The organism is Paracoccus aestuarii (assembly GCF_028553885.1).
Classification (GTDB): domain Bacteria; phylum Pseudomonadota; class Alphaproteobacteria; order Rhodobacterales; family Rhodobacteraceae; genus Paracoccus; species Paracoccus aestuarii.
On sequence record NZ_CP067169.1, the window covers coordinates 2,106,400 to 2,128,125 of the forward strand.

Here is a 21,726-nt window from a genome sequence, read left to right on the forward strand (position 1 = left end):
CGGGTCAGTCCTCGGCATTGGCCTCGGCGCGCGACTTGCCGGCAACGTCCAGCGCCAGGGTCGCGGCCATGAAGGCGTCCAGATCGCCGTCCAGCACACCTTGGGTGTCGCTGGTTTCCTCGCCGGTGCGCAGGTCCTTGACCATCTGATAGGGGTGCAGGACATAGCTGCGGATCTGGTTGCCCCAGCCCGCGTCGCCCTTGGCGGCGTGCTGGGCGTTGATCTCGGCGTTCCGCTTGTCCAGCTCCATCTGATAGAGACGCGCCTTCAGCGCGGCCATGGCATTGGCGCGGTTCTGGTGCTGGGATTTTTCCGAACTGGTCACGACGATGTTCGTGGGCAGGTGGGTGATGCGCACGGCGGAATCGGTCGTGTTGACGTGCTGGCCGCCCGCCCCCGAGGAGCGATAGGTGTCGATGCGGATGTCGCGGTCGGGGATGTCGATCTCGATATTCTCGTCCACCACCGGATAGACCCAGACCGAGCTGAAGGACGTGTGCCGCCGCGCCGCGCTGTCATAGGGGCTGATCCGGACCAGCCGGTGCACGCCCGATTCCGATTTCAGCCAGCCATAGGCATTGTGGCCCGTCACCTTGTAGGCGGCGCTGCGGATGCCCGCCTCGTCGCCGCCGGTCTCGGAGAGCAGCTCGACCTCGTAGCCCTTCTTTTCCGCCCAACGCACATACATGCGCGCCAGCATCGACGCCCAATCGCAGCTTTCCGTGCCGCCCGCGCCCGCGTTGATCTCCAGGAAGGTGTCGTTGCCGTCGGCCTCGCCGTTCAGCAGGGCCTCCAGCTCCTTCTGGGCGGCCAGTTGGGCCAGGGTCTTCAGGTTCGCCTCGGCCTCGGCCACCAGATCGGGGTCGCCCTCCTCCTCGGCCAGCTCGACCATCTCGGCATTGGCGGTCAGGTCGCCCTCGATCCGGCGATAGGTGTCGATCGCGTCGGACAGGGACTGGCGCTCGCGCATCAGCTTCTGCGCGCGGGCGGGGTCGGACCACAGGTCGCCATCCTCGATCATGGCGTTCATCTCTTCCAGGCGATGCGGCGCCGTCTCCCAGTCCAGGCGCTGGCCCAGCAGGGTCAGCGAACGGCGAATGGCCTCGATGGTGGACTGCGTCTCGGCGCGCATGGGCAGGCTTCCTTCGGCTTGGCGTCAGGTCCGGGGTGATACAGCGAAGGACCGCGCGGGGCAAGGGCGCGGCCCGCCTGTGGGGCCCGCCTGTGGGGCCCGCCTGTGGGGGCAGCCGAACCGTCGGGCCCCGGCCCGCGTTGCCCCCCCATGACCGAGATCCTGGAACAGACCTTCATGCCGCTGGAATCCATGTCGCTCGGGACGGCATCGGCGCGGCTGGCCTTGGCGCTGATCCTGGGCGCGGCGATCGGGTGGGAACGCGAACATTCGTCCCGGGCGGCGGGGCTGCGCACGCATATGCTGATCGCGATGGCCGCAGCCCTCTTCACCGTCATCGCCTCCGAGCTGACCCATATGCGCGCCGCATCCTCGGCCGAGGTCCAGACCGACCCGCTGCGCCTGATCGAGGCGGTGACGGCGGGCGTGGCCTTTTTGGCGGCGGGGTCGATCATCATGCGCCGCGGATCGGTCAAGGGTCTGACCACCGGCGCGTCCATGTGGCTGGCGGGCGCGATCGGGCTGGCGGCGGGGGTGGGCAACGGCACGCTGGCCGCGATCGCGGCGGGGTTCGGGTTGCTGGTGCTGGAGCTGTCGCGCCTGACCGCGCGCGGTCAGTAGAGCCCGCCCGAGGACATCGTCCCGAAATCCGTACGCGCCGGGATCACCCGCCTTTCGCCCGTGGTGGTGGTGATCGCCCGGCCCGATCCGCTGCCCGCCCCCGCCTCCCATGGCAGGATCGTCACCTGTTCGCCAAAGCCCGAGATGATGACCGGGGCCAGCCAGTCGGGGTCCATCCCCTCGCGGAAATATTCCGAGATGACGTTCGGCCCGCTGGCGCTGTCGGGCAGGCGCTGGCCGGTCAGGCGGTCGATCTTGACCCAGAAGCCGCCCGGCGGGACCTTGAATTCCGTGCCGCCATATTCCTTGACCGCCTCGCGCATGAAGGCGTTGAAGACCGGCACGCAGAGCGTCCCGCCAAACGCCCGCTCGCCCAGGGATCGCGGCTGGTCGAAACCCAGATAGCAGCCCGCCACGATATTGCTGGAATAGCCGATGAACCACACGTCCTTGGCGTCGTTCGTGGTGCCGGTCTTGCCCGCGATGGGCACGGGCAGGTTCACCCCGGACCCCGACCCGCGCTGGACCGCGCCCTGCAGCATCGAGGTCAGCTGATAGGCCGTCACCGCATCCATCACCCGTTCGCGGTTGTTGTCGATGGCGGGCGCCTGGCCCGAGGGCAGGGCCTGCATCGCGCAGGTCTGGCAGACGCGCCGGTCATGGCGATAGACGGTGCGCCCGCGCCGGTCCTGGACGCGGTCGACCAGCGTGGGCTCCACCCGCTCGCCGCCATTGGCGAACATCGCATAGGCGGCGACCATCTTGAACAGCGTCGTCTCCTGCGCGCCCAAGGCATTGGCCAGAAAGGGCGACAGCCGGTCATAGACGCCGAACTTCTCGGCATAGCGGGCGACCTGGTCCATGCCGATATCGTCGGCGATGCGGATGGTCATCAGGTTGCGCGACTGTTCGATCCCGGTGCGGAGCGGCGTCGGGCCGTAATGGCGGCCCGAGCTGTTCTTGGGCTCCCACAGTCCCTGGGGCGTGTTGATGCGGATCGGCTCGTCCACGACGATGGTCGCGGGGGTGTAGTTGTTGTCCAGCGCCGCGGCATAGACGAAGGGCTTGAAGCTGGAGCCCGGCTGGCGCTGCGCCTGCGTGGCGCGGTTGAAGACGCTGCTTTCATAGCTGAACCCCCCCTGCATCGCCAGCACGCGGCCCGTGTTCACGTCCATTGCCATGAAGCCGCCCTGGACCTCGGGCACCTGGCGCAGGGTCCAGCGGATGAAGCCGCCATCCCCGTCCCGGGTCATCGCGCGCACCAGCACCACGTCGCCCGGCCGGACCAGATCGCCCGCGACCTGGGCGCGCGCGCCCAGCCTGCCCGTCTCGCGGTCCAGGGGGCGGGCCCATTGCACGTCGGCGGCGGGGATCCAATGGCCGCGGGCGGTCTCCTCGATGCCCTCGATGCCGATGCGGGCATCCGCGGGACCGACCTCCAGCACCACGGCGGGGCGCCAGCCGGGAATGTCGCGCGGCAGGCGCAGATCCCACAGCGCGCCGCGCCAGGCGGCCTCGTCGGACAGGGCGGCGGGGTCGATCGCCTCGCCCGTGCCGCGCCAGATGCCGCGATTGCGGTCGTAATCCTCCAGCGCCTGCTGCAATGCGCTGGCGGCCTGGGATTGCAGGTCGGGATCGACGGTGGCGCGGATGGTCAGCCCGCCGCCGAAGAATTCCTCCTGGCCGAATTCACGGCTCAGCTGGCGGCGGATCTCGTCGGTGAAATAGTCGCGCGGCGGCAGCGACCGGCGAAAGGACGGGAAATCGCCGTTCTGCACCGATCGCAGCGGCAGCGCGGCCTCGGCCTCGTAGCTCGCTTGGTCGATGAAGCCGTTTTGCCACATCTCGCGCAGGACATAGTTGCGCCGTTCCGTGACGCGGTCCTTGGCATGGACGGGGTGATAGCGGCCCGGCGCCTGCGGCATGGCGGCCAGCATCGCGGCCTCGTGCGGGGCCAGTTCCGACAGCGACTTGTTGAAATAGGTCTGGGCCGCGGCCACCACGCCAAAGCTGTTCTGGCCCAGGAAGATCTCGTTCAGGTACAGCTCCAGGATCTGGTCCTTGGTCAGGGTCCGTTCCAGCCGGGCGGCCAGGATCAGCTCCTTGACCTTGCGTTCCACGCTGCGGTCGCTGGACAGCAGGAAGTTCTTCATCACCTGCTGGGTGATGGTGGATGCGCCGCGCACGCTGGCCCCGCGCGAGGCCAGCGCCTGATAGGCCGCCGATCCGATCCCGCGCAGGTCATAGCCGGGATGGCTGTAGAAGTTCTTGTCCTCGGCGCTGATGAAGGCCTGCTTGACCAGGTCCGGCACCTCGTCGATGGGCACGAAGATGCGGCGCTCCTCGGCGAATTCGTCGATCAGCTGGCCCTCGGCGGAATAGATGCGGCTGATGGTCTTGGGCGCGTACTGGGCCAGCGTCTCGTGGCTGGGCAGGTCGCGCGAATAGATCCAGAAGACCCCGCCCACGGTCAGCGCGGCAAAGACCAGGGCGGTGACCACCCAGGAAAAGATCGCACCGAAGAAGGACAGGATGGGTCGCAGCACGTCGAGGGGCCTTTCCGCTTTCGCCCGTCTATAGACGCGCGGCCGGTCCCGGTCAAAACAACATGCGGTGTCAGCGCCGCAAAAGCGTGGCCCGCGCGCCCTCGTCGCGCCACCATCCGGTGACGGCCTCGGCCACCGCCTCGACCATGCCGGCGCGCCATGCGGGATCGGTCAGGTTGGCCAGATCCGTGCGGTCCGAGATGAAGCCCAGCTCCAGCAGGACCGAGGGGATGTCGGGCGATTTCAGCACCGAGAACGCCGCCCCCTGCACCGGACGGCCATGCAGCCCGATGCCCCGCAGCGCCATGCGCGAGGTCAGCAGCCGCGCGAAGGCCTCGGACCGGGGCTGGGTGTCGGTGCGGGCGAAATCCATCAGGGTCAGCGCCAGCGCGTCGTCCTGGCCGCGCAGATCCAGCCCGCCCAGCAGGTCGTCGCGCGGATGGCGCAGCGCCAGCTGGGCCGAGGCGCGCGCATTCGCCCCGCTGTTCCAGACATAGACCGTGGCCCCCGCCGCCTGCCCCTGCGGCAGCGCATCGGCATGCAGCGACAGCAGCAGATGCGCCCCCGCCTGCCGCGCGGCGGTCATGCGGTCCTCCAGCCGGACATAGACATCCTCGTCGCGGGTCATGGCGACGGTGACGCCGCGGGCCTCCAGCGCGCGGCGCAGTTCCAGCGCGAAGGTCAGGACCAGCGCGGCCTCGGTCTCGCCATCAGCCTGGGCGCCGGGGTCGAAGCCGCCATGGCCGGGATCCAGCGTGATGACCATGCCATCGGCGCGGGGCGGCGGGGGCGGCACATCGGCCGGGTCCGGCAGGTTGCGCAGCGCCGCCGCGGCCGAGGGGCGGGGCGCGAAATCATCGGGCGCGACCGGGACCAGCAGCGCCTGCAGCCGCGTCTCGGGGCCGTCGGTGCGCATCCCGGCTTGGTGCAGGCGGAACGGCCCCGGCAGCTCGACCACGACGCGGGCCCAGCCCTCGCGGAAGCTGCCCCACCGGATCGCGGGGGCCAGATCGGCGCCGAACAGCCGGGCCGGGTCCTGGCCCGACAGGTCCACCCCCTTCAGGTCGATGACCAGCCGCGCCGGATCGCCCACCAGAAAGGCGCGCCACTGGACCGGGCGGTCCAGCGCCATGTCCAGCCGCAGCGGCACCGGGTCGAACAGCCGGTGCCACCAGCCCTGCGGCGCCTCGGTCAGGGCCGACCCGCCCAAGGCCAGCCGTGCGGGCTGGGCCGCCGCAGGCCAGGCCAGCAGCAGCGTCAGCACCAAGGCCCAGATTGCGCCTGCCCTCATCGCGCCGCCATGAAATCCGTCAGGCGGCGCAGCCCTTCGGCGATGTCCTCGGTCGCGCGCGCATAGGAAAAGCGCAGCGTCCGCCCCCCGCGCGCCGCGTCGAAATCCAGACCCGGCGTGACGGCGACACCGGCCTTCTCCAGGATCTCGGCGGCGAAGGCGCGGGAATCGTCCGTCAGATGGGCGACATCGGCATAGACATAGAAGGCCCCCTCGGGCGGGGCGATGCGGTCAAAACCCGCGCGGGGCAGACCCTCCAGCATCAGGCGGCGGTTTTCCGAATAGACACGTAGGTTTGCCTCGGCTTCCTCGACGCAGTCCAAGGCCGCCAGCGCCGCCACCTGGCTGGCATGGGGCGGGCAGATGAACAGGTTCTGGGCCAGACGCTCGACCGTGCGGATCATGGGGTCGGGCACGACCATCCAGCCGACCCGCCATCCGGTCATCGAGAAATACTTGCTGAAGGAGTTGATGACGATCACCTCGTCGCCCACTTCCAGCGCGGAATGGCAGCGCGCGCCATAGGACAGGCCGTGATAGATCTCGTCCGAGATGACGGTCATGCCCCGCGCGGCGGCCGCATCCATCAGCGCGCGCAGCTCGGCCAGGGAAAGCACAGTCCCCGAAGGATTGCCGGGCGAGGCCAGGATCAGCCCCTGGGCATCGGGCAGATCGGTGGGACGCGGCTGATAGCGATCCTCGGCCCGCGTCGGGATGCCCACCGGGGTCAGCGACATGGCCCGCAGGATCTGGCGATAGCTGGGATAGCCGGGATCGCCCATCGCCACCCGGTCCCCCGCATCGAAGAGCGCGGAAAAGGCCAGGATGAAGGCCCCGCTGCTGCCCGGCGTCACTACCACCCGCGCCGGGTCCAGATCGACCCCGTACCAGCGGTGATAGAGATCCGCGATCCCCTGCCGCAGCGCCGGCAGGCCAAGCGCGACCGTATAGCCCAAAGGCTGTTCCAGCGCCCGCGCCAGCGCGTCGCGCGCGCCTTGGGGGGCGGGGGTGCCGGGCTGGCCGACCTCCATGTGGATGATGTGGCGCCCTTGGGCCTCGGCCCGGGCGGCCGCCTGCATCACGTCCATCACGATGAACGGGTCCACCTGTCCGCGCAGGGAAGTTCGCATCGCTCTCGCCTCGTCGTTTTTCCAAGGGTGATAGCGCGCCCGCCCGCCGCGGGCCAGTTCTTTAGCGGGCCCCGTCACGCAGGGTTGTGGTTGCGCCCGCCCGCGCGCGGGTCCACCCTGCGGGTCAAACGCTTGGGGAATGATGCCATGACTCGCCTGCTGACCGCCGCCGCCTTGGGTGCCCTGCTGCTGCCCGCCCTGCCCGCGCGATCCTTCGACATCGGCGCGATGAGCGACGAGGAACGCGCCGCCTTCGGCCAGGCCGTGCGCGACTATCTGATGGAGAACCCCGAGGTGCTGGTCGAATCCATCACCGTGCTGGAGGCCCGCCAGGCCGAGGCCGGGGTCCAGAACGACCTGGCCTTGGTCCAGGCCCATCGCGAGGCGCTGTTCGATGACGGCCATTCCTGGGTCGGCGGCAATCCCGATGGCGACCTGACCATGGTGGAATTCATCGACTATCGCTGCGGCGTCTGCCGGCAATTCGCGCCTGAGGTCTTCGACGCCGTCGAGGAAGACGGCAATATCCGCCTGATCCTGAAGGAACTTCCGATCCTTGGCCAGGACAGCGAGATGTCGGGCCGCTTCGCCGTCGCCGTCCTGCAGGAGGCGGGCGACGAGGCCTATCAGCGCGCCCATGACGCGCTGATGGCGCTGCGCGGCCCCGCAACCATCCCCGCGCTGGAGGAGCTGGCCCGCGGCATCGACCTGGACCCCGCGCCGATCATTGCCCGGATGACCAGCGAATCCGTGACCGATGTCCTGCGCAGCAACCGCCAGCTGGCCGAGGCGATGGCGATCCAGGGAACCCCCACCTTCGTCATCGGCGACCAGATGCTGCGCGGCGTGCCGCGGGCGGGCGTGGCCGCGACCATCGCCCAGATCCGCGAGGCCGGTTAATCGGCCGAGCTGCGGGAATAGACATCCTCGTAGCGGATGATGTCATCCTCGCCCAGATAGCTGCCGGTCTGGACCTCGATCAGCACCATCGGCACCTTGCCCGGATTTTCCATCCGGTGCACGGCGCCGAGCGGGACATAGATCGACTGGTTCTCGGTCACCAAGGTCACCGAATCGTCCACCGTCACCCGGGCCGTGCCCGAGACGACGATCCAATGTTCGGACCGGTGCACATGGCTTTGCAGCGACAGGGCGGCGCCGGGCTTGACGACGATGCGCTTGACCTGGAAGCGGTCGGCCAGGGCCAGGGTCTCGAACCAGCCCCAAGGGCGGTGGTCGCGCGGAAAGGATTCCGCCTGCTTGGCGCGGGTCTGCTTCAGCGCGGTGACGGCCTTACGGACCTCCTGCGCGCGGCCGCGATCGGCGACCAGGACCGCATCCGAGGTCGCCACCACCATCACGTCGCGCAGCCCGATCCCCACCACCTTCAGATCGTCGCTGTCCGACCGCAGCAGCACGTCGTGACAGTCGATCGCGGTGGAATTGTCGTCGCAGACCACCCCCTCGGCCGAAGGCGTCCGGTCCAACGCCTCGCGCCAGACCGCGTCCCACCCGCCCAGATCGGACCAGCGCCCCGAAAAGCGCACCACGGTCAGGTTGTCGGCCTTTTCCATCACGGCATAGTCGATGGACTGATCCTCGACCTCCAGCCAAGGCTGCTTGGCCAGCCGCAGAAAGCCCAGGTCGGTCTGCGCCCCGGACAGCGAGGCCTGCACCGGGTCCAGGTAGTGCGGCGCATGATCGCGGAAGGCCTGAATCATCACATCCGCGCGGAACAGGAAGATCCCCGCATTCCACAGGAAATTCCCCGCCTCCAGCATCCGGGCGGCGCGATCGGCATCGGGTTTCTCGACGAACCGGGCCAAGGGCTGCGGGCCCGCGCCCGCCCCCGCCAGCTCCAGATAGCCATAGCCCGTCTCGGGGCGGTCCGGGGTGATGCCGAAGGTCACGATGCGCCCCTCTGCGGCGGGGCCCGTCCCCTCGGCCACGGCGGCGGCAAAGGCCGCGGCATCGGGGATCACGTGATCGGACGGCGCAACCAGGACCATTCCCTGTGCGTCGGTCTCGGCCACCATCAGCGCGGCGGCCAGGATGGCGGGGGCGGTGTTGCGGCCGGCAGGCTCGATGACGATGCGGCCGGCCTGGATCCCCGCCTGCTCCAGCTGCTCGGCGACGATGAAGCGGAAATCGGAATTGGTCATCACCACCGGATCGGCGAAGCCCTCACCCGACAGCCGCCTGGCCGAAGCTTGGAACAGCGTCTCGTCCCCCACCAAGGCCGCGAACTGCTTGGGAAAGCTCTTGCGCGAGACGGGCCAGAGCCGCGTCCCCGAACCGCCTGCCATCAGAACCGGTGTGATCGTCGTCATCCCATACCCCCTGGACCGAACATGCCCTTTTGAGTCCGTCACTGCGGACCATGCACCGTGGTCAACCGTTAATCACAGACGGCTAGCCGGTCGCCGTAAAAATTTCCATAAGAACCAGCAAGAAAATTTGTCTTTCGCCAGCGGTTCCTCACGGCGTGCAGGACATCACCCAGACATCATAGCGCGCATCGTCCAGCGCCGAGAGCGCGGGCGAGCTGGCGATCATCCAGCCGCTGAAGGCGGTGACGTTCTGGCGCAGATCGGTGATGGTCAGCTGGGCGAAGGCGTCCGAGCTGGGATCGCCCGCGGGATAGCGGCATTCCCCAAGCCGGATGTCCAGCCGCCCGTAGCGCACCGCCGAGCCGACCTGGATGGGCAGATCCGTGATCCGCCCCGAGACCTTGTCCAGGCCCCGCAGCATCGCCGCCGAGGCGCGCAGCGTGTCCTGCGCCGCGGCCGGCCCGGCCATCAGCAGCAGGACCGCCAACGCCGATCGCAGTCGGGACATCGTCCTATTCGGGGCGCCAGGCGTCATAATCGCGACGCTCGACCGGCTTGGCGCGATAGAGCGAGCCCGCAGGCAGATAGGCCTCGGGCGTGCCGGTCATGTTCGGACGGTGCGGCTGTTCCCAGACCTTGCGCGGCAGGGGCTGCTCGGTCGGCGCCTCCTTCCAAGTGTGGTGCAGCCAGCCATGCCATTCCGGGCTGATCAGGCTGGCCTCGGATTCACCCTTGTAGATGACCCACCGGCGCTTGGCGTCTTCGGACTGGTAGAACAGGTTGCCCTGCTCGTCCTCGCCCACCTTGACGCCGTGGCGCCAGGTCCAGAACTGGGTGTTGAGGGTCTGGCTGTTCCACCAGGTCAGAAAGCGCAGCAGAAACGACATCGAGGGCATCCCACAGGGTCAGAGTGTCAGCGATATGCCCCAGATCGCGCGCGAGGTCCAGCCTCGCGCGCGAGGACCGTCACCCGGCCGAGGCGCTTTCCTTCTTGGAATCCACGTGGATCAGCAGGGGCTTGGCCTGGCTGCTTTCCACCGCATCCTCGTTGACCACGACCTCCTCGACACTGTCCATGCCGGGCAGCTCGAACATGGTATCCAGCAGGATCTCCTCCATGATCGAGCGCAGCCCGCGGGCGCCGGTCTTGCGCTTGATGGCGCGTTTGGCGATGGCGGTCAGGGCGTCGTCGGTGAAGGTCAGCTGCACCCCCTCCAGGTCGAACAGGCGCTGATACTGCTTGACCAGCGCGTTCTTCGGCTTGGTCAGGATGATGATCAGCGCTTCCTCGTCCAAGTCGGTCAGCGTGGCGATCACCGGCAGACGGCCGACGAATTCCGGAATCAGGCCGAATTTCAGCAGATCCTCGGGCTCCAGCTGCTTGAACAGCTCGCCCACGCCCTGATCGGTGTTCTCCTTGACCGAGGCACCGAAGCCCATCGCCGTGCCCTTGTTGCGCTGCGAGATGATCCGGTCCAGTCCCGCGAAGGCGCCGCCGCAGATGAACAGGATGTTCGTCGTGTCGACCTGCAGGAATTCCTGTTGCGGATGCTTGCGACCGCCCTGCGGCGGGACCGAGGCGACGGTGCCCTCCATGATCTTCAGCAGGGCCTGCTGCACGCCCTCGCCCGACACGTCGCGGGTGATCGAGGGGTTGTCGGACTTGCGCGTAATCTTGTCGACCTCGTCGATATAGACGATGCCACGCTGCGCGCGTTCGACGTTGTATTCGCTGGCCTGCAGCAGCTTGAGAATGATATTCTCGACATCCTCGCCCACATAGCCCGCCTCGGTCAGCGTGGTCGCGTCCGCCATGGTGAAGGGCACGTCCAGGATGCGGGCCAGGGTCTGGGCCAGCAGCGTCTTGCCGCAGCCGGTCGGGCCGATCAGCAGGATGTTGGACTTCGCCAACTCGATATCGGTCTTGGACCCGTGGTTCAGGCGCTTGTAGTGGTTGTGCACCGCGACCGACAGGACCCGCTTGGCATGTTCCTGACCGATCACGTAATCGTCCAGCACGCCGCAGATCTCGCGCGGGGTGGGCACGCCGTCGCCGGATTTCAGGCCGCTGGTCTTGGTCTCCTCGCGGATGATGTCCATGCACAGTTCGACGCATTCATCGCAGATGAACACGGTGGGTCCCGCAATCAGCTTGCGGACCTCGTGCTGGCTCTTGCCGCAGAAGCTGCAATAGAGCGTGTTCTTGCTGTCGCCGGACTGGTTCGCCATCGTCCATTTCCTTCATCTCCGCCCCGCGACCCTGCGGAACGGGCGGCGGGGGTCCGGGACCCGCGCGCCGCAACTTCGGTTTCCCGCGGCGGCCGTCATGCCGCGGGCATTCCTGTCATGTTACGGGGCAGCCCGCCCCGTCACAATCCCCAAGCCGCCTATTTCTTCTCGGGCTCGGCCTTGCCGCGGGGCGACAGGACCTCGTCGATCAGACCCCAGTCCTTCGCCTCCTCCGGGGACATGAAGCGGTCGCGTTCCAGCGCCTCCTCGACCTCCTCCAGCGTCTGGCCGGTATGGGTGACGTAGATCTCGTTCAGGCGGCGCTTCAGCTTCTCGGTCTCGCGCGCGTGGATCAGGATGTCGGTCGCCTGGCCCTGGAACCCGCCCGAGGGCTGGTGCACCATCACCCGGCTGTTGGGCAGCGAATAGCGAAGGCCCTTTTCGCCCGCCGCCAGCAGCAGCGACCCCATCGAGGCCGCCTGCCCTACGACCAGCGTCGAGACGCGCGGCTTGATGTACTGCATCGTGTCATAGATCGACAGGCCCGAGGTCACAACACCGCCGGGGCTGTTGATATACATGCTGATGTCCTTGGTGGGGTTCTCGGCCTCCAGGAACAGCAGCTGCGCGCAGATCAGGGTGGACATGCCGTCATGCACCGGCCCCGAGACGAAGATGATCCGTTCCTTCAGCAGCCGCGAAAAGATGTCATAGGCCCGTTCCCCGCGCGAGGTCTGTTCGACCACCATGGGAACCAGGGTATTCATGTAGAATTCTGCCGGATCGCTCATCTTCTGTCCTTGCCTGTCTGTCCCTGTCCCCGCGATTCGTCCGGGTCTTGATCCCTGTCTTAGCCGCGATAGGTTGACAGAGTCTTAGTAACGGGCAAGGACAGCCGCAAGGGATGGATCGCAAATCGCTCGGCCGAGCGGGCAGGAGGCAGCCGTGAAACTGATCGTGGGTCTGGGCAATCCCGGTGCGAAATATGCGGCAAATCGTCACAATATTGGCTTCATGGCGCTGGACCAGATCGCCGCCGATCACGGGTTTTCGCCTTGGCGCGCGCGGTTTCAGGGGCTGGTGGCCGAGGGCCGCCTTGGCGATGTGCGCGCGACCCTGCTGAAGCCGCAGACCTTCATGAACCTGTCGGGCCAGGCGGTGGGCGAGGCGATGCGCTATCTGAAGCTGAGCCCGGCCGATATCATCGTGCTGCATGACGAACTGGACCTGGCGCCGGGCAAGTGCCGCGTCAAGCAGGGCGGCGGGCATGCGGGCCATAACGGGCTGCGCTCGATGCACCAGCATATCGGCGCGGATTACGCTCGCGTGCGCATCGGGATCGGCCATCCCGGCCACAAGGACAAGGTCGCCCCCTGGGTCCTGTCGGATTTCGCCAAGGCCGATCAGGACTGGCTGGAAGACCTGCTGCGCGGCATCTCGGACGGGGCCGAGGCGCTGGCCGGGGGCGATGGCGGGCGGTTCCAGAACGCGGTCGCGAACCGCACCGCCCCCGCCCGCAACAGCGGCAGCGCACCCCCGAAAAGCCCGCGAAACCCGCCCCGCCCAAAGCCCCGTCCGAACCGCCGAGACCCGAGGCACCGACATCCCTGGCCGACCGGCTGCGCGCCCTGTCGGACCGGTTCCGGTGAGGGCCGCCGTCGCCCGGGCCTTTGCCGGCCAGGCGCGGTCCTGCCTGGCCTTGGGGTCGCCCTTCACCGCGGCCCTCTGCCGCGATCTGCCCGCAGCCTTGGCCCGGGCGCCCGCGGCCCTGCGCGACCGCGTCGCGGATTGGCCGGGCGATCCGTCATCGGCGGGGGCCTCGGTGCCGCTGCGGCTCTGCGGGGCGCTGCACGGGATCGTGCTGGCGGGCGAGGATGGCGAACTGGCGCGCGCCTATGCCGACCGCGACCTGCCGGTGGCGGGGCTGGCCCGCGCGCTGGACCGGCATGCCGCCACGATCCTCGACTGGCTGGACCGCCCGCCCCAGACCAACGAGGTCGCCCGATCCGCGCCCCTGATCCTGGCCGCGCGGTTTCTGGCGACGCTTTGCCCCCTGCCCCTGCGCCTGCGCGAGCCGGGCGCCTCGGCGGGGCTGAACCTGAATTTCGACTGATACGACCTGGGCGGAATGCTGGAGCCGCAGATCCGCGGCGCGATCCCTGAGGGCGAGCCGAAGGTGGCGGACCGGCGGGGCGTGGACCTGACGCCCCTTGACCCGCGGCGCGATGCGCGGCGCCTGCAGGCCTATTGCTGGGCGGACCAGCCCGCCCGCCTGGCGCGGCTGCGCGCCGCGCTGGCCATCGCCGCGGATCATCCCGCCCCCGTCGATCAGGGCGATGCGGCAGCCTGGCTGGCGGCACAGCTGCGCGACCCGGTCCCGGGCCGGCTGACCGTGGTCTTCCATACCGTCGCCGCCCAGTATTTCCCGCCCGAGGCGCGCGCGGCCTGCAGCGACAGCCTGCTGCGGGCGGGGGCGGCGGCCGGGCCGGACGCGCCCTTGGCCCATCTGGCGATGGAGGCCGATGGCGGTGACGGGGCGGGGCTGACCCTGACGCTCTGGGACGGGGCGCGGCGGGACTGGGACCTGGGGCGGGCCGATTTCCACGGGCGCTGGATCGACTGGTCGCCGCAGCCGCGCGCCCCGGGGGGCCTTCCCATGCCGCCCGCCGCGTCCCAACCTGCCGCAACAAGGAAAGGGTGCCGATGGAGCCTTCGATCAATGTCCTGGGCGGCAGCTTGCAGCCCTGTTCGACCAGCCCCGTGACGGGGTTCTTTCGCAACGGATGCTGCGATACCGGCCCCGAGGATCGGGGCAGCCACACGGTCTGCGTCGTGCTGACCGACGAATTCCTGGCCATGTCGCGCTATCTGGGCAACGACCTGACCACGCCGCGCCCCGAATGGGGCTTTCCGGGGCTGAAGGCGGGGGACCGCTGGTGTCTCTGCGCCAGCCGCTTCCTGCAGGCGGCGCAGGAATATGCCGCCCCCCGCGTGGTGCTGGAATCCACCCATCGCCGCGCCCTCGACCTGATCCCGCTGGAGCTGCTGCGCCGTCATGCGACCCAAGACTGAGACCATCGCCCTGCTGGCCGCGCTGCTGGCCCCCCTGCCCGCGCTGTCGGATCCCGCGGACCTGTCCGACCGGATCCGCCCCGACGACCGCGCGCGGATGGAGCGTTACGACGAGACCGCGGGCCGCGCGCTGACCGGCGCGCTGGCTCAAGGCGATGGCGGCGACGTGGCGGTGATGGTCGCGGGCCTTGCGGGCGCAGCCCTGCCCCCGGCCGAGGCCACGCCCCTGCTGGCGGGCGACTGGTCCTGCCGTGTGCTGAAGCTGGGCGGCGGCCTGCCCTTGGTCGCCTATCAGCCCTTCCGCTGCCGGATTGGCGCGGATGGCGCGTTCGAGAAGCTGACCGGATCGCAGCGGATGCTGGGCCGGATCGGGCTGGTGGACGGCCAGATGACCTATCTGGGCACGGCCTTCGTGGCGGGCGAGACGCCGCCCGACTATGCCGATCTGCCGCCCGAGATCGATCCCACGGCCACCCCGCAATTCATGCCCGAGGTGGGCCGGGTCGAGGTCGTGGATGGCGGCGCCGCCCGCATCATCCTGCCCCTGCCGCACCTGGAATCGGACCTGAACATCGTCCTGCTGGGCCGCTGAGCGCGGCCCCCAGGGTCAGGTGCGGATGTCGTGGCCCAGATGCTTGGCCACGGTGAAGATGTCCTTGTCGCCGCGACCGCACATGTTCATCACGATGATGTGGTCTGCGGGCAGGTCGGGGGCGATCTTCATCACATGGGCCAGGGCGTGGCTGGGCTCCAGCGCGGGGATGATGCCTTCGGTCGCGCAGCACAGCTGGAACGCCTCCAGCGCCTCGGCATCGGTGATGCTGACATATTCGGCCCGGCCCATATCCTTCAGCCAGGCATGTTCCGGCCCGATGCCCGGATAATCAAGGCCCGCGCTGATCGAATGCCCCTCCAGGATCTGGCCGTCATCGTCCTGGAGCAGATAGGTGCGGTTGCCATGCAGCACGCCCGCCCGCCCGCCCGACAGGCTGGCGCAGTGCTGCATCTCGTCATTCACGCCCTTGCCACCGGCCTCGACGCCGATGATGCGGACCTCCTTGTCGTCGAGGAAGGGATAGAACAGCCCCATCGCGTTCGACCCGCCGCCGATCGCGGCCACGATCGTGTCGGGCAGGCGCCCCTCGCGCGGCATGATCTGTTCGCGGACCTCCTTGCCGATGATCGACTGGAAATCGCGCACCATCGCCGGATAGGGATGCGGCCCCGCCACCGTGCCGATGCAGTAGAAGGTGTCGCGCACATTGGTCACCCAATCGCGCAGCGCGTCGTTCATCGCATCCTTCAGCGTGCCGCGACCGCTGGTGACGGGCAAGACCTCGGCCCCCAGCAGGCGCATGCGGAACACGTTGGGCGCCTGGCGTTCGACATCATGGGCGCCCATATAGACCACGCATTTCAGCCCGAACCGCGCGCAGACGGTGGCGGTGGCCACCCCGTGCTGGCCCGCGCCGGTTTCCGCGATGATGCGGGTCTTGCCCATGCGGATCGCCAGCAGGATCTGGCCCAGCACGTTGTTGATCTTGTGCGCGCCGGTATGGTTCAGCTCGTCGCGCTTCATATAGACCTTGGCCCCGCCCAGATGCCGGGTCAGCCGTTCCGCCAGATAGAGCGGGCTGGGACGGCCCACGTAATGGGTCCACAGGTCGTCCATCTCGGCCCAGAAGGCCTCGTCGGTCTTGGCGCGTTCGTATTCGGCCTCCAGGTCCAGGATCAGCGGCATCAGCGTCTCGGACACGAAGCGGCCGCCATAGATGCCGAAGCGGCCCTGTTCGTCGGGTCCGGTCGTAAAGCTGTTCAGCAGGTCGTCGGCCATGGTCACGCGCCTTTGGATTGGAAGGTCAGGGGCCGTTCTATCCCCCTTGGCGCGCAGGGTGAAGCCCGTTCGGTTCATCGCTTGCCCCCCCTGCGACGTTACGCCAGCATAGCGCCACCGAACGGAGAGCGACATGGACGACCACGGACTGGAACTGAGAACGACGATCACCGGCGAGGGCATGCTGCGCCTGACCCTGGACCGGGTGCCCCTGAAGCAGCCGGGCGAGGGCGAGCTGCTGGTCCGCATCGAGGCGGCGCCGATCAACCCGTCCGATCTGGGCCTGATGTTCGGCCCCGCCGACATGGACAGCTTGGCCCGCGACGGCGAGGCGCTGACGGCCCGCATCCCCGACCGCGCCATGGGCGCGATGCGCGCCCGCATCGACCAGCCGCTGCCCATCGGGAACGAGGGCGCGGGCACCGTGATCGCCGCCGGTCCCGACCGGCAGGACATGATCGGCCGCCGCGTGGCCATGCTGGGCGGCGCGATGTTCGCCACCCACCGCCTGATCGCGGCGCGCGACGTGCTGCCTTTGCCCGATGGCGCCAGCGCCGAGGAGGGCGCGGCGCTCTATGTCAACCCGCTGACCGCGCTCGGCTTTGTCGAGACGATGCGGGCCGAGGGGCACAAGGCCATCGTCCACGCCCCCGCCGCGTCGAACCTGGGCCAGATGCTGGTCAGGATCTGCAAGGCCGACGGGATCGGCCTCGTCAACATCGTGCGCAAGCCCGAACAGGCGGCGATGCTGCGCGATTTGGGCGCGACCCATGTGGTGGACAGCAGCCAAGACAGCTTTCGCGAGGATCTGACCCGCGCGATCGAGGAGACGGGGGCCACCATCTCCTTCGACGCGATCGGCGGGGGCGAGATGACCAGCACCATCCTGAACGCGATGGAGGCGGTCGCCCAGAAGAACATGGACGGTTATGACCGCTACGGCTCGCAGGTGCTGAAGCAGGCCTATATCTATGGCGCGCTGGACCTGTCGCCGACGGTGCTGCGCCGGGGCTTCGGATTCGCCTGGAACATCGGCGGCTGGCTGCTGTTCAACGCGCTGCAGAAGCTGGACCCCGAGGTGCGCGCCCGCATGCGCCAGCGGGTGGCGGACGAGATGACGACCACCTTTGCCAGCCACTTCACCGCCCGCATCACCCTGCAGGACGCGCTGGACCCGGATACGGCGCGCGCCTTCAACGCAAAGGCGACGGGGGCGAAATACCTGCTGACGCCCTGAGCTGTTTGCAGGGCCGACCGGCGACATAGGTCTGGGTGACGGCACGGTCGTCGCCCATGATCTGCAGGATGAACAGCTCTTCGGCCAGGGTTTCCGCCCGTTCGGCCCGCAGGGCCATGGCGGGGGTGGCGCGGGGATCCAGCACCACCAGATCGGCGGCGCTGCCGGGGGCCAGGGTGCCGATCTCGGCCTCCAGCCCCAAGGTCAGGGCATTGCCGCGCGTGGCCCAGTGGAAGGCTGTCAGCGGATGCATCTTCTGGCCCTGCAGCTGCAGGATCTTGTAGCCCTCGGCCAGGGTGGTCAGCATGGACCAGCTGGTGCCGCCGCCCACATCGGTGGCGATGCCGCTGGTGATGCCGCGCCCGCGCAGCCCCTCGGCGTCGAACAGCCCCGACCCCAGAAACAGGTTCGAGGTCGGGCAGAAGACCGGGCGGCTGTCGGTCTCGGCGATGCGGTCGATCTCGCGCGTCTCCAGATGGATGGAATGGCCCAGCAGTGTGCGCGGACCCAACAGGCCGTAGCGGTCGTAGATGTCCAGATAATCCCGCGCCTCGGGATAGAGGCTGAGGGTGAAGTCGATCTCGTCCCGGTTCTCGGACAGGTGCGTCTGCAGGTGCAGGCCGGGGTTTTCGCGGATGAGCGCCCCCGCCATCTCCATCTGCTCGGGGCTGGAGGTGATCGCGAAACGCGGGGTGATCGCGTAGCGCTGGCGCCCCTTGCTATGCCAGGCCGCGATCAGCGCCGCGCTATCGTCATAGGAGGATTGCGGCGTGTCATGGACCGCGGGAATCGCGTTGCGGTCCATCATCACCTTGCCCGCGACCATCGCCATGTCGCGCGCATGGGCGGCGGTGAAGAGCGCCTCGGCGCTGGCCTTGTGGCTGGAGCAGAAGGCCACCGCCGTCGTCGTGCCATGGGCTGTCAGCTGGTCCAGGAACAGCCCCGCCATGCGCGCGGCATGATCGGGATCGGCAAATTGCGCCTCGGCCGGGAAGGTATAGGTGTTCAGCCAGTCCAGAAGCTGGGCGCCCCAGCTGGCTATGACCTGCAGTTGCGGGAAATGGATATGCGGGTCGATGAAGCCCGGCAGGATCAGATGCGGGCGGTGGTCGATCTCCGCCAGGCCCTCGCGGGCCAGATCGGCATGATCGCCCACGGCCAGGATGCGGCCATCCTCGATCAGGATCGCCCCGTCTTCCCAGAAGCGGTGGTTGTCCTCGCTGTCGCGGGGATCGGCGTGGAAATCGAGGACTCGGCCCCGGATCAGCTGTCGCATGGGTATTTTTTCAACGAAGAAGCGGTGAGGCGCGCCATCAGTTCGGCGGCGGTGAAGGTGGCGATGATCTCGGGGCGCTTGTCGCGCGAGAGGCCGGCGCCGATGGGACAGGTCAGGGGCGCCGGGTCGAGGCCGCGGTCGCGGGCAAAGCGGGTGAATTGCGCGCGCTTCGTGGCGCTGCCGATCATGCCGATATAGGCGAGGTCGGGGCGGACCAGCGCCTCGGCGGCCAGCAGAAAGTCCAGCGCGTGGTCATGGGTCAGGATGATGACGGCCGTGCCGGGGCGGGCGGCGCGGATCTGCGCCTCGGGCAAGGGCGTCAGCAGCGTGGGGCCGCTGGCGCGGGCCAGCTCCTCGGCGCGGCTGTCGATCAGCAGGGCGTTGACCGGCAGGTGCTGGAGAAGCGCCGAGAGCACGCGCCCCACATGGCCCGCGCCGAAGATCAGCACATCGGGGTGATCCTGCGGGGTCGCAGCCTGGCGGTCGAGGGACAGGACCACGCGGCCGCCGCAGCATTGCCCGATCTCGGGGCCGAGGGGGATGTCCATGCGCGCCTCGGCCTCGCCGCGCGCCAGCATCTGGCGGGCGCGGTCGATGGCCATGTATTCCAACTGGCCGCCGCCGATCGTGCCCTGCGTCGCATCCGGCGTCACGATCATCTCGGCCCCCGCCTCGCGCGGGGTCGATCCGCGCGCGGATATGACCCGGACGCGGATCATCCGCGCAGCCGCTCCACCGCCATCAGCACGCGTTCGGGCGTGGCGGGGGCGTCCAGGCGCGCGGGTTCGCGGTAATCCGCGACCGAGGCCACGGCCATGTTGATCGCCTCGAACACGCTGATGCCCAGGACGAAGGGGGGCTCACCCACGGCCTTGGAGCGCTTGATCGTGCGTTCCGTCGCCTCGGACCAGTCGGCCAGAGCCACGTTGAAGACGCGCGGCCGGTCGGAGGCCAGCGGCACCTTGTAGGTCGAGGGCGCATGCGTCCGCAGCCGGCCCTTGTCGTCCCACCACAGCTCCTCGGTGGTCAGCCAGCCCGCGCCCTGCACGAAGGCCCCTTCGACCTGGCCGCGGTCCAGCGCGGGGTTCAGGCTGCGGCCCACGTCATGCAGGATGTCGGCGCGGTCGATGACATATTCGCCGGTCAGCGTGTCCACCGACACCTCGGACACCGCCGCGCCATAGGCGAAGTAGTAGAAGGGCCGCCCCTGCCCCGTGCTGCGGTCCCAATGGATCTTGGGCGTCTTGTAGAAACCCGCCGCCGACAGCTGGATGCGCGCCGTATAGGCCGCGCGGATCACTTGGTTGAAGGCGATCATCTGGTCGCCCGCCCGCACATGGCCCGGCACGAACGCCACCTGATCCTCGGCAACCTTCCAGTTCTCGGCGACGAAGGCCGTCAGACGCGCCTTGATCTGGTTGGCCGCGTCCAGCGCCGCCATGCCGTTCAGGTCGGTCCCCGAGGAGGCCGCCGTGGCCGAGGTGTTCGGCACCTTCTCGGTCGTGGTTTTCGTGATCTTGATGCGGCTAATGTCGCATTGGAATGCCTCGGCCACGACCTGGGCGACCTTGGTGTTCAGGCCCTGCCCCATCTCGGTCCCGCCATGGTTCAGGTGGATCGAGCCGTCGGAATAGATATGGATCAGCGCCCCCGCCTGGTTGAACCAAGTCGCGGTGAAGCTGATGCCGAACTTCACCGGCGTCAACGCGATGCCCTTGCGGATCACGCCGCCGCGCGCGTTCCAGTCCAGCACCGCCTGCCTGCGCGCCTGATAGTCGCTGGTCTCCTCCAGCTCCGCGATCAGGCGCGGCAGGATCTGGTCCTGCACCTCTTGGTGATAGGGCGTCAGCTGGCCGTTCTGATAGAGGTTGCGCTTGCGCACCTCCAGCGGGTCGAGGCCCAGGGCATAGCCGATCTCCTCGACCATGCGTTCGGCCATGATCGCGCCCTGCGGCCCGCCGAAGCCGCGGAATGCCGTGTTGCTGACCGTGTTCGTGCGCATCGGATGCGACGACACCCGCACATCGGGATAGAAATAGGCATTGTCGGCATGAAACAGCGCCCTGTCCGTCACCGGCCCAGACAGATCCGCGGAAAATCCGCAGCGGGCATAGAGGTCGCCCTCCACCGCCCGGATGCGGCCGTCGTCGTCAAAGCCCACCGCATAGTCGATCACGAAATCATGCCGCTTGCCGGTGGCGGTCATGTCGTCGTCGCGGTCGGGGCGGATCTTGACCGCGCGGTGCCAGCGTTTCGCGGCCACGGCGGCAACGCAGGCAAAGAGGTTCATCTGCGTCTCCTTGCCGCCGAACCCCCCGCCCATGCGGCGCACGTTGACCACGATCGCGTTGCTGGGCACGCCCAGAACATGAGCGACCATGTGCTGCACCTCGGACGGGTGCTGGGTCGAGACATGCAGCGCGACCTCGTCATCCTCGCCCGGAATGGCCAGGGCGATCTGCCCCTCCAGATAGAAGTGGTCCTGCCCACCCACGGCGAAACGCCCCTCGATCCGGCGCGGCGCATCGGCCATGGCCGCCGCCGCATCGCCACGCTTCAGCGTCAGCGGGTCGGTCACATAGCCCATCCCGGCGTCGCGCGCCGCGATCGGGTCCAGCGCATGGGGAGCCGCGTCATAGTCGATCCGCGCCTTATGCGCCGCGCGGCGGGCCTGGTCGCGTGTTTCCGCGATCACGGCAAAGACCGGCTGGCCCCAGAAATGCACCGTGCCGTCGGCAAAGATCGGATCGTCGTTCTTGCCGTTGGGCGAGACATCGTTGACGCCCGGCAGGTCATCGGCGGTCAGCACGCCCAGCACGCCGGGCTGGGCCAGCGTCTCGGTGAAATCCATCCCCGTGATGCGCCCATGCGCGCAGGTCGAGAGGCCCAGATAGGCGTGGATCGTGCCGGTGGGCTCCACCAGATCGTCGGTATATTCGGCGCGGCCCGTGACATGCTTGATGGCGCTGTCATGGATGGTGTCCTGATGGGCCTGGCCGGTGATGGGGGCGGTGTCGTACTTCATGGC

General features: G+C 68.5%; 18 protein-coding genes and 2 pseudogenes. 7 read left to right on the forward strand and 13 right to left on the reverse strand.

The features are described 5' to 3' along the window. Positions 1-4: 4 nt before the first annotated feature. On the reverse strand, positions 5-1,132 hold the full coding sequence (prfB, locus tag JHW48_RS10735; RefSeq protein ID WP_119887009.1) for a peptide chain release factor 2: 1,128 nt from the start codon (positions 1,130-1,132) through the stop codon (positions 5-7). 150 nt (positions 1,133-1,282) lie between these two features. Between prfB and JHW48_RS10740 the strand changes: the two genes are divergently transcribed. After that, entirely contained in the window at positions 1,283-1,753 is a 471-nt protein-coding gene (locus tag JHW48_RS10740) for an MgtC/SapB family protein (protein WP_205961952.1), read from the forward strand. Here the strand turns inward: JHW48_RS10740 and JHW48_RS10745 are convergent. From JHW48_RS10745 to JHW48_RS10755, 3 genes are all read right to left on the reverse strand, one after another. Next, positions 1,747-4,299, reverse strand: coding sequence for a penicillin-binding protein 1A (locus JHW48_RS10745; RefSeq protein WP_119887008.1), 2,553 nt, complete (start codon positions 4,297-4,299; stop codon positions 1,747-1,749). The genes JHW48_RS10740 and JHW48_RS10745 overlap by 7 nt on opposite strands. A 70-nt stretch (positions 4,300-4,369) precedes the next feature. Beyond that, complete coding sequence (locus JHW48_RS10750) at positions 4,370-5,590, reverse strand: N-acetylmuramoyl-L-alanine amidase (RefSeq protein ID WP_119887007.1); 1,221 nt, start codon at positions 5,588-5,590, stop codon at positions 4,370-4,372. Next, positions 5,587-6,720, reverse strand: a complete 1,134-nt coding sequence (locus JHW48_RS10755; protein WP_119887006.1) for a pyridoxal phosphate-dependent aminotransferase — start codon at positions 6,718-6,720, stop codon at positions 5,587-5,589. The genes JHW48_RS10750 and JHW48_RS10755 overlap by 4 nt, the downstream gene beginning before the upstream one ends. A gap of 147 nt (positions 6,721-6,867) precedes the next feature. On the opposite strand from JHW48_RS10755, the gene JHW48_RS10760 reads away from it, so the two are divergent. After that, positions 6,868-7,620, forward strand: a complete 753-nt coding sequence (locus JHW48_RS10760; protein ID WP_119887005.1) for a DsbA family protein — start codon at positions 6,868-6,870, stop codon at positions 7,618-7,620. On the opposite strand, the gene JHW48_RS10765 is transcribed toward JHW48_RS10760, so the two are convergent. The 5 genes from JHW48_RS10765 to JHW48_RS10785 form a co-directional block, all read right to left on the reverse strand. Further along, complete coding sequence (locus JHW48_RS10765) at positions 7,617-9,050, reverse strand: mannose-1-phosphate guanylyltransferase/mannose-6-phosphate isomerase (RefSeq protein WP_119887004.1); 1,434 nt, start codon at positions 9,048-9,050, stop codon at positions 7,617-7,619. The two genes, JHW48_RS10760 and JHW48_RS10765, sit on opposite strands and share 4 nt — an antisense overlap. Before the next feature lie 148 nt (positions 9,051-9,198). Further along, positions 9,199-9,558 (reverse strand): DUF2155 domain-containing protein, encoded by a 360-nt coding sequence (locus JHW48_RS10770; RefSeq protein ID WP_119887003.1) that lies wholly within the window; start codon positions 9,556-9,558, stop codon positions 9,199-9,201. A gap of 4 nt (positions 9,559-9,562) precedes the next feature. After that, a complete protein-coding gene (locus JHW48_RS10775; protein WP_119887013.1) occupies positions 9,563-9,937 on the reverse strand; it encodes an NADH:ubiquinone oxidoreductase subunit NDUFA12 in 375 nt (124 codons plus the stop codon). A 79-nt stretch (positions 9,938-10,016) separates the two neighbouring features. After that, a complete protein-coding gene (gene clpX / locus JHW48_RS10780) occupies positions 10,017-11,279 on the reverse strand; it encodes an ATP-dependent Clp protease ATP-binding subunit ClpX (protein ID WP_119887002.1) in 1,263 nt (420 codons plus the stop codon). Between the two features lie 158 nt (positions 11,280-11,437). Further along, positions 11,438-12,070, reverse strand: coding sequence for an ATP-dependent Clp protease proteolytic subunit (locus JHW48_RS10785; RefSeq protein WP_119887001.1), 633 nt, complete (start codon positions 12,068-12,070; stop codon positions 11,438-11,440). Positions 12,071-12,224: 154 nt separating this feature from the next. Here JHW48_RS10785 and pth point away from each other — a divergent pair. The 4 genes and pseudogenes from pth (at position 12,225) to JHW48_RS10805 (ending at position 14,943) form a co-directional block, all read left to right on the forward strand. After that, positions 12,225-12,928, forward strand: a pseudogene (pth, locus tag JHW48_RS10790) (aminoacyl-tRNA hydrolase). After that, a pseudogene (locus JHW48_RS10795) lies at positions 12,925-14,043 on the forward strand (DUF2332 domain-containing protein). Before pth ends, JHW48_RS10795 begins: the two co-directional pseudogenes overlap by 4 nt. After that, complete coding sequence (locus JHW48_RS10800) at positions 13,983-14,351, forward strand: DUF2237 family protein (RefSeq protein WP_119887912.1); 369 nt, start codon at positions 13,983-13,985, stop codon at positions 14,349-14,351. The pseudogene JHW48_RS10795 and the gene JHW48_RS10800 overlap by 61 nt, the downstream one beginning before the upstream one ends. Next, complete coding sequence (locus tag JHW48_RS10805; RefSeq protein ID WP_119887913.1) at positions 14,335-14,943, forward strand: DUF4893 domain-containing protein; 609 nt, start codon at positions 14,335-14,337, stop codon at positions 14,941-14,943. The genes JHW48_RS10800 and JHW48_RS10805 overlap by 17 nt, the downstream gene beginning before the upstream one ends. Before the next feature lie 15 nt (positions 14,944-14,958). Here JHW48_RS10805 and trpB read toward each other — a convergent pair whose 3' ends face one another. Then, entirely contained in the window at positions 14,959-16,185 is a 1,227-nt protein-coding gene (gene trpB, locus JHW48_RS10810; RefSeq protein WP_272835597.1) for a tryptophan synthase subunit beta, read from the reverse strand. A gap of 133 nt (positions 16,186-16,318) precedes the next feature. On the opposite strand from trpB, the gene JHW48_RS10815 reads away from it, so the two are divergent. Then, the gene (locus JHW48_RS10815) at positions 16,319-17,422 is read left to right on the forward strand and encodes a zinc-binding dehydrogenase (protein ID WP_119887349.1); all 1,104 of its coding nucleotides are present in this window, start codon (positions 16,319-16,321) and stop codon (positions 17,420-17,422) included. Here JHW48_RS10815 and guaD read toward each other — a convergent pair. Genes guaD through xdhB form a run of 3 tightly spaced genes read right to left on the reverse strand, consistent with a single transcriptional unit; the run spans position 17,379 to position 21,723 of the window. Continuing rightward, positions 17,379-18,698, reverse strand: coding sequence for a guanine deaminase (gene guaD, locus JHW48_RS10820; protein WP_119887348.1), 1,320 nt, complete (start codon positions 18,696-18,698; stop codon positions 17,379-17,381). The genes JHW48_RS10815 and guaD overlap by 44 nt on opposite strands. Beyond that, complete coding sequence (gene xdhC, locus JHW48_RS10825; RefSeq protein ID WP_119887347.1) at positions 18,686-19,417, reverse strand: xanthine dehydrogenase accessory protein XdhC; 732 nt, start codon at positions 19,415-19,417, stop codon at positions 18,686-18,688. The genes guaD and xdhC overlap by 13 nt, the downstream gene beginning before the upstream one ends. Continuing rightward, complete coding sequence (xdhB, locus tag JHW48_RS10830; protein ID WP_119887346.1) at positions 19,414-21,723, reverse strand: xanthine dehydrogenase molybdopterin binding subunit; 2,310 nt, start codon at positions 21,721-21,723, stop codon at positions 19,414-19,416. Before xdhB ends, xdhC begins: the two co-directional genes overlap by 4 nt. Positions 21,724-21,726: the final 3 nt, after the last annotated feature.